A 12,962-nucleotide genomic window follows, 5' to 3' on the forward strand; every position below is an offset into this window, starting at 1 on the left:
GCGGATACGGCCGAAGCGAAGCTGGAAATCATGGAAGCGTGCGGCATCACCGTCACGCGCAACCCGTCGGAAATGGGTCGCCTGCTCAAGAAGGCGCTGTAATTTCGTTCGGGGTATCCGGAGGAAAATGCTGCTTTTGCCTGTCTTCGATTTTCCAGTTTGACAACCTGCCAGAAAGGTGCGACGGGTCCGACACAATATACTGGATTGGGCGATGCGCGATGCGGTACGCATTGTGCATCGCCCGGGCGGGGATTACTGGCTTGCGCCGGTCGCTGCACCGGCCTTCTTCTGGGCATCTTGCAGGTTCTGCGGATAGTTCGGGTCATTGACCGCCGGCTTGTAACCGGCGTCTTCGAGTTTCTTCAGTTCGGCGGTGTTCTTTGCCCGCGCTGCTTTACGCGCTGCCTTGCGCTGCGCGCGAGCTTCCTTGCGCGCCTGGCTCTTCGCCGCCTTGGCTTGTGCCTTCGCATCCTGCGTAGTGGGCTCGCTTGCCGTTGTCTGCGCGAACGTGGATGCCGTCCCGCCGATCAGGAAAGCTGCTGCGGCAGCAACAAGCGTGAACCTTCTGAATTGGATTCGCATCGGTGAACTCTCTATTCTGATTAATTCCATTTGAAGTACGTACAGATACCGCCCCTGCTCTCGACGCGAGAACGTCGCAACGGGAGCTTCTGAATCATAACCGCGTTGCAGCGAGTGTGGCGACATCGGAGTAGATCGTCCGGGCATTCACGGATGTCGTGCGCGTTATATGCACTCCTGCTTTCCAGGAACTCGACAGGGCCGTGAGGAGCCCGGCTACCGATATCGACGGTCGCCGATCAAGAAAATGAGACGGTCGTGTTCGAACCAGTCGACACGACGATCGGAGCGTCAGTCGATAAGATCGACCGTGTCCGGGGACAGCACAGCTCGGATCGCACACCAATGACCAATGGGATGACATGCATGCCCCGCGTTGCGACGGCCAAAAATTACGCGGGGATGTACGCAGGAGTTGGCCGCCGGCAGGTCTGTACAGCAGTCGAAAATGTTCGGGGTTTCATGCCGACTCCTGCCCCGAACGTAGTCGAGGCGGACATCATCTGTCGGCTAAGAATACACACCAATGGTGGCGAGCAAGGCGGTGCTGGGCATTTGCCTTCGCCTTAACTGGCACCGAGGCTTCCTTTTCGATCGAGTCTGATCAAGATCCTGTCGGCACTCCAGAAATCGGTTCACTTGAATGCCTGCGGTTTCGCGGGCTCGTAACTTGTCAGAAATTTTCGCCTTTGCATGCCATTTCTGGCACGCCCGTTGCATTACCGAGAGCGCGTGACGGTCTACCAATTAGTAGTCGATGCCACGCCTGGTGCTGGCTCTGGCGGCATCTCAGACGACACACTGTTGGCGAACTGCGAAAGCACGTACCAAGCATAAATTGACACGCGGTCGCAATAAAAATGGAGACGATCTATGAACCAATTTCCTCAATTTGCAGTACGACATCTCGATGACAAATGCACGCCACGAGGTACCAGTCTAGAGCAGCACTGGGCATCCCGGCATTCGTTTTCTTGATCAACATCCGGAACGTGGACAGTCGAGCACTCGACGCGTCTTCGGTCAGAACGCTGGAAAGAAAGGAACTTCAATTATGGAAGGCTTGATTTCGGCCGGTGTCATCGGCCTGAGCCTCGGTACCCAGTATGCGTTGATCAGCATAGGGTTCACGCTCATATTCGGCATCCTCGGAGTCGTCAATTTCGCACACGGGGGATTCTATATTTTGGGCGGATATATCGCGTATTCGCTTTCCCAATCCCTGGGCGTGCCATTTTTCTTCGCGGTGCTGATCGCCGCATTGGCTACCGGCGTGCTCGGCTACCTTACCGAGGTGCTGGTGATTGAGCGGTACGTCACCGATCCGCTTGCGACGATGCTGATCACGCTTGGCATCTATCAGATCATCGCGACGGGCGTGACCGTCTCGTATGGCGCAGAGCCGATGAACTTTCCGTTCCCGATTGCAGGCTCGCTGCGCGGACCAGGCTTCTATATCCCATATTCGAACCTTATCGTGATGGGGGTATGTGCACTGGCGATTGCGGGCGTCTACTGTCTCGTGTTCAAGACGCGCTATGGAATCGCACTGCGGGCGATGGCCGATGATGGCGCGGTAGCACGCGCGCAAGGTATTCGGCCGTCGCGGATGTTTCCGCTTGCTTTCGCCATTGCGACGGCGCTTGCAGGCCTCACAGGCGCGCTTGTGACGCCGATCCTGGCGCTCGAACCATTCGGTGGCGACGCGGTGCTAGGCAAGGCCTTCATCGTGGTCATCCTGGGTGGTCTCGGCAGCGTGACGGGCGCAATGGTTGCGGCGTTCGTCGTTGGCCTGATCGAAGCTTACAGCAGTGTTTACCTAGGCGGATCGCAAGGCGCGCTGGCGTTGTTTGTTCTTGTGATGCTCATTCTGCTCGTGCGGCCGCAGGGTCTGCTCGGCACCGTTACGCGAAAGGCCTAAACATGTCTATCAATATGCGACGTCGCGGATTCACGCTGGATTTATGTGGCGTACTGCTGCTGTTGCCTCTCCTTCTGTTGCCGTTCGTCACCACGGATCCGCTGATGAATTCCCTGACGAATCAGTCGGCGGTCGGCGTAACCGCGGCAATGGGAATCTACATCATGTTGCGGCTTGGTTTGCTGTCGTTCTCCGTGCCGTCTTTCATGGCGCTCGGCGGATATGCGGCCGCAATCGTGGCCAACTCAGGTACGACGAATCTTCTGTTGCTGATGGCGGTCAGCGCAATCGTGCCGGCCATCGTGGCAGTCCCGCTCGGGGCCGTAGTCCTGCGTTTAAAGGGCGTCTACTTTATCTTCATCACGTTCGTGTTTAACGAGATCCTCCAACTCGTCATCTTCGAGACACCGACGCTGACCGGTGGCGCAAATGGCATTGCTGGCGTGCCTCCCGCGACGCTCTTCATGCTGAATATGAATTCAACGACGGCATCCGTAGTCGTGACGATCGTGGTCTGTATCGTTGCAACGTTGGGTACGCTGGCCGTCACGCATATATTGCGGCCGGAATTCGCATCCATCGAAGAGAACGAGACGCTTGCCGAGAGCCTGGGGATTGCGCCATGGAAGTTCCGAACAACCGGCTTCATCGCGTCGGCGGCAGTCTCTGGCCTGGCTGGTTTCGAACTGGTGAACATGTTATCAACCGCTCATCCGAGTTCCTTCACGTCGTGGTCGGTGAACAACTACATCGCATATGTATTTATTGGCGGCCGCGGTAACCTGCTTGGTGTCGTCGTCGGAAGCCTGCTGCTGATCGGAATGACTACCGTATTCAGCAGCTACGCGAACTTGGCGTCCGGGATGTTCGGTGTGTTGCTCGTGATCGTGATGATGATTGCGCCCGGTGGGATTGTTGGAACAATGCTGAAACTCTTTGGGCGATTCGGCGGGCGTTGCGCGGATGTGAGCCGTCCGCATGTACAAGACGGAGGTCGCGCATGAGCTCGACACCAGCACTCTCAGCGAATGCTGCTTCGCCGCATGTGGCTCGGACACTCCGGGTCGACGCCATTACGAAGCGATTCGGTGGTATCCGAGTATTCGAAGATGTGTCATTCGAAGTGCCGGCCGGCGAAGTACTCGGGGTGATCGGTCCGAACGGCGCAGGAAAGACCACATTGATCAACGTGATGAGCGGCGTGCTGCGGCCCACGTCCGGACATATCAGGCTCGGCAATCAGGAGGTTACCGGAAAACCGTTCTATTCGATAAATCGACTCGGTATAGGACGGAGCTTCCAGCAGACAAATACATTCCGCAGCGCGACGGTCGATGAAAACCTCTCCCGTGCGCAACGATTTGCTGCTGCGAAGATTGGCCCGGACCTCGGGATAGACGATCTGATCGAAGAGTTCGGCCTTGCCCCGCATCGACATGAGGTGAGCGAGAAATTACCGTACGGACTTCAAAAGATGCTTGGACTTGTCATGGTACTAGCGTCCAGGCCTGGCTTCTTGTTGCTCGACGAACCGGCCGCTGGCCTTGAAAGGCGCGAGCGCCCGCAGGTCGATCGCTTCATTGAACATGCTCGCAATACGTTGGGATGCGGTGTGCTGATTGTCGAACACGACATGGATATGGTGCGCCGACTTTGCCCCCGCATTGTGGTGCTGGAAGCCGGGCGTCTGCTTGCCGAGGGAGAGCCCGACGAGGTGCTTTCTAGGCGTGACGTGATTGAGGCATATCTGGGTGCTAGCGAGGATTGAACATGCTGAGTGTCGAAAATCTGCGAGTCCGCTACGGCGGCATCGTTGCACTTCACGATGTCTCGATCGACGTCGCGGAGGGCGAATCTGTCCTGCTGGTTGGTGCGAACGGTGCGGGGAAATCAAGTCTCATGAACGCGATCGTCGGGCTTGTCCCAGCGGCGTCGGGACGGATTCGCTTCGGCGGAAAGGACATCACTGGCGTTCCATGCCCAGCGCGGGCCCGGCTCGGCATCGGCTATTCGCCCGAAGGCCGGCGCATCTTCCAGTCGCTGTCCGTCCGGGAAAACGTGATGTCCGGAATGCTCGGCATCTCGAGGAAGCAGGCAGACGAGAATTTCGCGTGGATCGAGAAGACCTTTCCACTGTTGGTCGAGCGCGCCGACCAGCCGGCGAATCAGCTTAGCGGCGGGCAACAGCAAGTCGTGGCGATTGCCCGCGCGGTGAGTACATTGCCAAAGCTGCTGTTGCTCGACGAACCGTTTCTCGGTCTTGCGCCGGTATGGATCGAGCGCATCAGCGAATCAATCCGCGAACTGCAGCGCCGCGGCACGACGATCCTGATGACCGAGCAGATGGCACGGCCGGCGCTCAAGCTCGTCGACCGCGCCTATGTTATGCGCGGTGGCGAAGTGCGGCGCAGCGGGACTGTGGATGAAATCCGGGATGTTGCATTGGCAGAGGAATATCTGTAACCACAATCTTATAGAAAAGTGAGGCACCACAATGACGAAGATGCAGCCAGCATATAACCATGTGAAGGCTGGGCGCGACGAGCCGATCCTTGATCCGGATCTGCCGATCATCGATTCCGCGCACCACTTGTTCCAACGTCCGGCGCTGCGTTACCTGCTTGATGATTACGTTGAGGATGCGAACGCAGGGCATAGGATCGTCGCATCGGTGTACGTAGAGACGCTCGCATTTGCCCGTACCTTTGGGCCCGAGATGCTCCGGCCGCTCGGAGAGATTGAGTTCGCAAATGGCGTCGCAGCGATGAGCGCCAGTGGCGTCTATGGCGATTGCCGCGTATGCGCGGCAATCGTCGGATATGCCGATCTTCGATACGGTTCTGCCATCGCAGAACTGCTCGATCGCGCAACCGACATCGCACCAGAGCGGTTCCGCGGTATCCGCCAACTCTGCATCGAAGACGACTGCGAGGCGCTGTTCCGCTATGTCACGAATCCGCCGCCGCGCGGGATCATGAAGCATCCGGAGTTTCGGGCCGGATTTCGTGAGTTGGCGTCACGCGGGTTGACGTTCGATTCGGCCGTCTTTCATCACCAGCTCGGGGATGTGGGTGAACTGGCCGACGCTTTTCCCAATACGCCGATTGTGCTGAATCACCTCGGTCAGGCAATGGGCATGGAAATGGATGCCGCGGGGCGGGCGGAGGTGTTCAAACGTTGGCGTGATGAGGTACGCGAACTGGCACGGCGTCCGAACGTATCGTGCAAGGTCGGCGGGCTGGGGTTGCCGTTTTGGGGGTTCGGCTTCGAAACTCGCTCGATCGCCCCGACCTATCTGGAATTGGCCGAGGTCTGGAAGCCTTATATCGAGACGGTGATCGAAGCATTCGGCGTCGATCGCTGCATGATGGAGAGCAATTATCCGCCTGATGGACGCACATGTGGTTTCGTCCCGCTGTGGAATGCACTCAAGCATAGTGTGCGTGATGCGTCGGCGAACGAGAAGGCAGCGCTATTCCACGACACTGCGGCTCGTATCTATCGTATCGACCTGCCCTGAAGAACGTGATGTTGGATTACTGACGAGGCGGTCCACTGGCCGCCTCGATCAGCTACACACAGGCGCTCGATGAACTTTTTTTCATAGATGGCCGCATGCGGCATCTTGCGTGAAACAGTATCCGCGACGATACGATGGGGAACGCTCCCAATGAAGCCGTATTGTCCACTTGAATTCAACGATACCGACGTTTGCAGCAACGCCCTCCCGGTAGATCGCGAAGCCTCTATTGCTTGCGCCGCGACCGCCAGGAGGGTTCCTACATCAAGGTTTCGACGGTTCCGACGCCACGTCGATTCTGCGTTGCACTTCCTTCTTTCCGTTTGCGATGATGCCCATGCCAACCGGGAAGGCCAACTGTTGATTGATTCCGTATTGAGCCTGACCTCGCCAGCCGCCCTTACCGAGGTAGCGGGACTCCGGTGTCATCTTGCGAAGGGCACTCGCAATCTTGTCGCCGTCTTGGTCCGTGCCGGCGATGGAGATGGCATGGAGTAACTGCTCCGCCGCCAATTGCGACGGGTAGAACAGAGTGTTGTCGGGTGCCTTGGACTTCATCACCCGTTCGTAATCTGCATTCAGCTTTCGGATGCCGGGGTCTTCGGTCGGGGCGAGTTCAATCCAGTAGAAGGCCTTCTGGGCCGGAATGCCGCCGGCCATGCTGAGGATCGTTTCGGCGCCGCCACCGAGACGTCCGAAAGCGCCGGTGTAGCCGGCTTCGAGCATTTGCTTGACCAGAATTCCAGCTTCACCCGGCGGCATCGGACCGATCTCGATGGCGTCCGGCTTCATACCCATCAGGCGAGCAACGATCGGTGCGAAGTTGGTCGTGCCACGCTGATACTGCTCCTCGGATGCCTTGACGCCCGCCTTGCCATACTCTTGCACGAGAGCGGTGCCTGCGTCGATGCCGCCCTGATCGTTCGGTTCGACGACGATGGCGGATTTGAACTTGAAGCGGTCCTTTGCTGCGTTGATCACCGTGGCGCCCCAGACGTGCGGTGACAGCGATACCGCGAATGCGAGCGGGAACTTCGGGGTGATCACGTCCTTTGCGAAAGAGTGCGCAAAGTTGACCTGACCGTAGCGTTGCGCGACCGGTTTGTACCCTGTCGTCTCGGGCGATGGAATCGGGCCTACGGCAGCGTGTACATTCTGGCCGGCAAAGTAGTTTGCCGCTGCTGCACCACCCGCTGCGGTTTGTTGCGAGTCATAGCTGACAACAGAAACGGTGCACTTGCGGTTCCCGACTTGTAATCCGCCGTTGGCGTTCGTCCAGGCGGCTTCGAAATCGACACCAGCCTTGTCAGCCAGCCCCCAGGAGGAGCCGCCTCCAGTCATCGGTCCAACTGCGCCAATCTTGACCACGCAGTCCTGAGCAATTGCAGGCATGCAGATGGACAGAATCGCTGCGGCTACTGCCGTCATCGTGGTTGAATGGAAGCTGTTCCTGCGCTTGATCATCGACGTCTCCATCAAATAGGTTTTTTGTGTGTGGAAGTTGGATCGAGTGATCGCGTCAATGCTGGATCGCGAACACGTTCGTGCTTGGAAGCCAACCCCAAGCATATTGAGCAATAGCAATGCCAGCAGTGGTCGCTGTGTAGCAGATAGGGAAAACGACCGTCGTGTATCGATCGTCCGAACTTCTGTCGATCTCGATTGCGAGGTGTTGTTTGTTGATCGCGAAACGTCAAGCGAATCAGTAATCCGCACCAATTGAGCTTCTCAGGGACCTAGAACGAACGCGAGTTGCCTTAGCGAAAAATCATTCCTGGTATCGGATACCGATTGATGCCTTGTCTTCGAGGCAGACAGCGCGTCGTCGGCGGCGACAGGAATACGTTGGATTTGTGCGCGCCGCCGGCATGACGAGTTGATTGCGTGCCGGCCAACCGGAAAATTGTAACCGCGAAATTCTCCGCACATAGCGTGCAAGTCTGATAAACGTCACGCTTGCGTCCGCAACCTCCACACTTGCGGACGCAACCACGATGACACTTGACACGATTGACCTCGATTTCGCGCCTCTGAAGGTGACGCACGTCGCCCCGAATGGCAAACGATCATTCGATCCAGACGGCAAACGGCGCCTGATCGAGGCGTGCTTGCAACCTGGCGCGTCACTGTCAGGCCTGGCGCTCAAGGCCGGTGTGAACGCAAACCAGTTGCGCAAATGGGTCGAGATGTATCGGAAGGCATGCGTAACTCCTGCGTTACCGAAGCTTATGGAATCGGAAGCGTCGGCATTCGTTCCCGTGGTGACGGTCGACAACGGTATGCTGGAGACGGTAGAGACGGCGCCGGCGTCTCTGCCGGTGTGTCGAGAGGTACCGCCAGCGGCGGCTACAGCATCGTCGCGAGCCCGGCTGTCTGTACGGCTACCCAGCGGCATCACGATTGACCTGGAATGCACTTCGCAGGACGCATCGCTCGTCAAGGCGATGATCGTGGCGCTGGGGGTTGGTTGATGTTTCGCTTCGATGGTGATCTGCGGGTCTACTTGCACCGCGAGCCGATCGACTTCCGCGCTGGCTGAACACGTTGGTGACGATGGTCGAACAGTCGATGCAGCTCGACCCGCTCGCACGAGCCGTCTTCGCGTTCCACAACCGAAAACGCGATCGCGTGAAGCTGTTGCTCTATGATCGCGCCGGCTTCTGGCTGATGTTGAAGCGGCTCGAGGCGGATCGCTTCGTCTGGCCTCGTCGTGATCAAGCGGTGGTCGAGCTCACGACGGGGCAACTTCACCTGTTGCTCGACGGCATCGACATCGACGCGATGCGTCGCCATCCTGCTCGCCGGTACCAACACGCGACGTGACTGACACTCGTTAACACTTGGCCGTAAACCTATTTGAGCGCCCGAGTCGCTATCGTGGGCGGCATGAACGCACACGAATCTGCCCAGTTCCCACCGGCCGCCCAGGCTTATATCGACACGCTCGAAACGTGCCTGGCTGAGCGCGATGCAAGGATCGACGAGCTGACGAAGCGCCTCGATGCGCTTGAAGAGCAGTATCGTCTGGCGCTGGCCCAGCGCTTTGCGCCGAAGAGCGAGAAGCGCCGTGATCGCCTGTTCAACGAGGCCGAGCAGATCGCCGAGACCGAGTCGACCGAAGAAGATGGCGATCTGCCTATGCTGCCAGACACTGCGCCCATGCCTGGAAGACGCGGCCGTAAGCCGCTGCCGGCGCACCTGCCGCGCGAGCGTGTTGAATACGATCTGCCCGAGGATCAAAAAGCCTGTACGTGTTGCGGTAACACGCTGCACCGCATCGGCGAAGACGTGAGCGAGCAGTTGCACTACGAAGTCAAGGTCACGGTTCTCCAGAATGCGCGCTTCAAATACGCGTGCCGGCATTGCGAGACCCATGCCGAACGCACGCCGATCGTGCTTGCCCCCATGCCGGCACAACCGCTGCCGGGCAGCCACGCGAGCGCATCGATGATCGCCACCGTCACGACCGGGAAGTATGTCGACGGCACGCCGCTGTACCGGATGGCAGATGTGTTGGCGCGCTCGAACGTCCCGGTCAGCCGCGGCACGCTGGCAAACTGGATCATCCGGCCCAGCGAGCTGCACTACCGCAGGCTGTACGATGCGCTGCATAAAACGCTGCTGCAGCAGTCCCTGATCCACGGCGACGAGACGACGGTCCAGGTGCTCAAGGAGCCCGGCAAGTCGGCACAGAGCAAAAGCTACATGTGGTGTTACCGCAGCGCCGAAGATTGCGCCGAACCGGTCGTGCTGTTCGAGTACCAACCCGGTCGCGGTCAGGAATATCTGAAGGCGTTCCTTGGCGATTACGCGGGCATGTTGATGTCCGATGGCTATGCCGCGTGGCGCACGCTCAAGAAGGCGACGCACTTCGGATGCATGGCGCATGCGAGACGAGCGTTCACCGACGTCCTCAAGGGGCAGAAGAACAAGCCCAGCCCGCGCGTCGCCAAGGCGCTCGAGTACTTCCAGGCGTTGTATCAGGTCGAGGTCCTCGCCAAGGGCGAATTGCCTCACGGCGAAGCGCGCGTCGACTACACGTATCGCCTGCGGCAGCAGCACAGCGTGCCGTTGTTGAATGCCTTCAAGGCATGGCTTGACGAGCTGGCGCCGAAGGTACTGCCCGAGAGTCTGCTTGGGAAAGCGATCAGCTACTGCCGAAACCAATGGCTGTACCTGAGCCGTTACGTGACGGACGGTCGCGCTGGCATCGACAACAACGTCATCGAGCGAGACATCCGGCCGTTCTGTACCGGAAGAAAATCGTGGTTGCACTGCGACACTGTTGCCGGAGCAAAGGCGAGCGCCATGGTCTACAGCTTAGTGCTCACGTGCCGCGCCTGCGGTGTCGAACCGCACGCGTATCTGCTGCACGTGCTGACTGAGTTGCCGCAGCGCGCGCCAGACGCTGACATCACCGACTTGTTGCCGTTCAACTACGCGAAGAAGCAAGCGGCGGCCAGCTGACACGGCAGACCGGGGCCGACCGCCGAGTCGGCAGCTATGAACAATGCCACGCGACAGACATCGCCGATCGAGGTCGATCGCCGCGGTGAAGCTATGCTCGCCCATCTGTTGTATGCCGCTGCTCATGAGGTGTGCCAAATTGCGCGCTTACGGAAAATTGATCGGCGAATTGGATGGACTTCGTCGTCCGGCAGCGCTGGGCATCTCGAGTCAATAGTGGAAGATCGGCACTACACGCGTTGTTCGCGGATACGTGAAGTGAGACGCCGTGCTTGGGCGGCTTCCCGGTCGAAACCCGAGACGCGTGGCGGAGCCGCCTCAGAAGGGGGGCTACGAAAGGTGTAGTTCGATCGATTTAGTCGTCCTGCTTGTCCGTTCTAAACGTTCGATACAGATTGACGTATCCGCGCTCGACACGGCGTTGCGCGTGCGCCGACGCTGTTTCCCTATCCAACGGTGTGAATCCGTGCCCTGCGACAAGGCGTTGCATGAACGCGGCGCGAGCTGAGATTGCGATCGTATCGTGCAGCGCCTGCTCACTCCATCCGGCATCGAATACTGCATCGGCGTCAGCTTGGCAAAGCTCATTCGGCGCAACCATCAGTTTGCGCACGAACGCGAGCAGGGGCCTCATACGTTGGTCGAGAGGCGCGCTATCGGGATCCGCAAGCAGCTGTTCGACCAGTCCGCGAGGAATTCCCCATGCATATGCAACTTCCGAATGCGCGACGCAGACGAACTCGCAGTCGGCGGCGCCTGCGGCATATGCGAGGATAAGTTCGCGTTCAGCCTGGCTTAGTGGCGATGATCCGTTCATCATGACTTGACTCATGGTCGCCCACGGGCCGTAGATCTCAGGGTACTGCTTGAAGACATTGGGCGGACCGGCGTCACTAGGAAGGGACTTGAAGAAAGGCATTCGATTTTCCTTAAGATTGAGATGCCGGCAAAAAACTGGTTGCCATTCGAATCATGCGGGGTGACGATTTCAATCACTCTCATCCTTTCACCGCGCGGCGAGATGGGTCGTCCGCTGCAAGCCTCATGCCATCGCGCCACCATAACCTCAAGTCGGACCAAAGCAGGGAGATTCACCAGGCGCAAGTCTGAAGAATAGGGAATGCCCTGATTCCACAACTGCCCACATCCCTTGGACGGCTGGGAAGCTCGCTGCGACAGGCTCAAACGATTCATGAATCAGTTCGATATGGGCTATCGATCCGATGCACCAATGGTTCTGTTTCTTGATGGTAGTCTTGTGTCCACGGCGAAGACAAACCCATTAAAAGAGAAGTTTGATGATCGCCACAGAGACACAAGGAGACGATCATGGAGACACTCGAATTGGCCAAGCCTGGTGTGGCTGCGTCGACGCTGCGCGGCGTACTGATTCTTTCCGCCGATGGCAAGGAACTGATGGCGAGCGGTATCGCTGAGCAACGAGAAATGGCGACCCGAATCATCGCGGGCTGGCATGACGCCAGACGCCGCCAGCAACGCCTTTTTTCAGTTGAAGGGCCTGACTCGTCGCCGGTTGTGGTTATCGTTCTGCCCGCGACTGACGCAACGGTGATGATCGCGATGCTGCGGGAAGGTCGAGATGCCCTTTTCGAATTTGTCGGTTCCGTCGATTTCGCCAGCGATATCCTGAGCCATTTCCTCACGAATCCTTTCGAGGCGTTGACTGTTGTCGACCGAGAGGGCTTGCTGCGGTATATCAGCCCTGTCCACGAGCGCTTTTTCGGCATGAATCCGGGTAGCGGGATCGGCCGCCACGTGAAGGAAGTCATCGAAAATACCCGGCTGGATCAGGTCGCGGCCACCGGCAAGGCGGAGATCGGTGCTGTTCAGGAGATGCGCGGGGTGACTCGTGTCGTAACGCGGCATCCGATCAAGAATAGCCGTGGAGAAACGGTTGGGGCGATCGGACAGGTGATGTTCAAGGGCCCCGAGCAATTGCAAACCTTCTCCACTGAATTGACGAAACTGAAGTCTGAAGTTGCTTACTACAAGCGCGAACTGAAAGACCTGAAAAACCGCAGTTACGGCCTTGATCAGATTGTCGGGGAAAGCCTGGCAATGCAGCGGCTGAAGCAGCAGATCGTGAAGGTGGCACCACTGGATGTTCCGGTGCTCCTGACCGGCGAAAGCGGAACCGGCAAGGAGTTGGCCGCTCACGCAATTCATAAGCTGAGTGATCGCCGGGAAGGCAATCTCGTCATGGTCAATGCCGCAGCGTTGCCGTCGACGCTGGTCGAGAGCGAACTGTTCGGATATGAGGGCGGCTCGTTCACCGGCGCCGAACGCAAGGGCAGAAGAGGCAAGGTCGAGCAGGCTGACGCAGGGAGCCTCTTTTTCGACGAGGTCGGGGACATGCCGGGAGATGTTCAGGTGCAGTGGACTAGACTAAATCTGACAGTGGTTGGTTTTTCATGCTGGCGCGCATTGGCGCGGAGGGCGTAGCCCGTA

At 58.4% G+C, this 12,962-nt stretch carries 12 protein-coding genes and 1 pseudogene; 10 read left to right on the top strand and 3 right to left on the bottom strand.

The window, feature by feature from the left end; genetic code table 11:
* Window positions 1-102 (top strand): annotated as a pseudogene (locus tag DIE23_RS38280) (succinate--CoA ligase subunit alpha); the annotation flags it as partial.
* Between the two features lie 153 nt (window positions 103-255).
* On the opposite strand, the gene DIE23_RS38285 reads toward DIE23_RS38280, so the two are convergent.
* Window positions 256-585, bottom strand: a complete 330-nt coding sequence (locus DIE23_RS38285; protein ID WP_124618010.1) for a DUF4148 domain-containing protein — start codon at window positions 583-585, stop codon at window positions 256-258.
* 1,054 nt (window positions 586-1,639) lie between these two features.
* Here DIE23_RS38285 and DIE23_RS38290 point away from each other — a divergent pair.
* Genes DIE23_RS38290 through DIE23_RS38310 form a run of 5 tightly spaced genes read left to right on the top strand, consistent with a single transcriptional unit; the run spans window position 1,640 to window position 6,026 of the window.
* Window positions 1,640-2,506, top strand: a complete 867-nt coding sequence (locus DIE23_RS38290) for a branched-chain amino acid ABC transporter permease (protein WP_124618012.1) — start codon at window positions 1,640-1,642, stop codon at window positions 2,504-2,506.
* Window positions 2,507-2,508: 2 nt separating this feature from the next.
* Complete coding sequence (locus DIE23_RS38295; protein ID WP_124618014.1) at window positions 2,509-3,510, top strand: branched-chain amino acid ABC transporter permease; 1,002 nt, start codon at window positions 2,509-2,511, stop codon at window positions 3,508-3,510.
* Window positions 3,507-4,274 (top strand): ABC transporter ATP-binding protein, encoded by a 768-nt coding sequence (locus DIE23_RS38300; RefSeq protein WP_124618016.1) that lies wholly within the window; start codon window positions 3,507-3,509, stop codon window positions 4,272-4,274. The genes DIE23_RS38295 and DIE23_RS38300 overlap by 4 nt, the downstream gene beginning before the upstream one ends.
* Before the next feature lie 2 nt (window positions 4,275-4,276).
* A complete protein-coding gene (locus tag DIE23_RS38305) occupies window positions 4,277-4,969 on the top strand; it encodes an ABC transporter ATP-binding protein (protein ID WP_124618018.1) in 693 nt (230 codons plus the stop codon).
* 31 nt (window positions 4,970-5,000) lie between these two features.
* A complete protein-coding gene (locus DIE23_RS38310) occupies window positions 5,001-6,026 on the top strand; it encodes an amidohydrolase (RefSeq protein WP_124618020.1) in 1,026 nt (341 codons plus the stop codon).
* A 264-nt stretch (window positions 6,027-6,290) separates the two neighbouring features.
* Here DIE23_RS38310 and DIE23_RS38315 read toward each other — a convergent pair whose 3' ends face one another.
* Complete coding sequence (locus DIE23_RS38315) at window positions 6,291-7,490, bottom strand: ABC transporter substrate-binding protein (protein WP_260436366.1); 1,200 nt, start codon at window positions 7,488-7,490, stop codon at window positions 6,291-6,293.
* Between the two features lie 530 nt (window positions 7,491-8,020).
* On the opposite strand from DIE23_RS38315, the gene tnpA reads away from it, so the two are divergent.
* The 3 genes from tnpA to tnpC all read left to right on the top strand — a co-directional run bounded on the left by tnpA (window position 8,021) and on the right by tnpC (window position 10,493).
* A complete protein-coding gene (gene tnpA / locus DIE23_RS38320; protein ID WP_124618023.1) occupies window positions 8,021-8,497 on the top strand; it encodes an IS66-like element accessory protein TnpA in 477 nt (158 codons plus the stop codon).
* A gap of 76 nt (window positions 8,498-8,573) precedes the next feature.
* Window positions 8,574-8,849 carry an IS66 family insertion sequence element accessory protein TnpB gene (gene tnpB / locus DIE23_RS38325; RefSeq protein ID WP_148093488.1) on the top strand — a complete coding sequence of 92 codons (276 nt, stop codon included), beginning with the start codon at window positions 8,574-8,576 and terminating at the stop codon, window positions 8,847-8,849.
* A 63-nt stretch (window positions 8,850-8,912) separates the two neighbouring features.
* A complete protein-coding gene (gene tnpC / locus DIE23_RS38330; RefSeq protein ID WP_124618027.1) occupies window positions 8,913-10,493 on the top strand; it encodes an IS66 family transposase in 1,581 nt (526 codons plus the stop codon).
* Window positions 10,494-10,848: 355 nt separating this feature from the next.
* Here tnpC and DIE23_RS38335 read toward each other — a convergent pair whose 3' ends face one another.
* Window positions 10,849-11,412: a carboxymuconolactone decarboxylase family protein gene (locus DIE23_RS38335; protein ID WP_124618030.1), complete on the bottom strand. Its 564-nt coding sequence runs from the start codon at window positions 11,410-11,412 to the stop codon at window positions 10,849-10,851.
* 410 nt (window positions 11,413-11,822) lie between these two features.
* Here DIE23_RS38335 and DIE23_RS38340 point away from each other — a divergent pair, with 410 nt between their 5' ends.
* Complete coding sequence (locus tag DIE23_RS38340) at window positions 11,823-12,956, top strand: sigma 54-interacting transcriptional regulator (protein WP_124618031.1); 1,134 nt, start codon at window positions 11,823-11,825, stop codon at window positions 12,954-12,956.
* Window positions 12,957-12,962: the final 6 nt, after the last annotated feature.

The organism is Burkholderia sp. Bp9143, assembly GCF_003853645.1.
Taxonomy (GTDB): domain Bacteria; phylum Pseudomonadota; class Gammaproteobacteria; order Burkholderiales; family Burkholderiaceae; genus Burkholderia.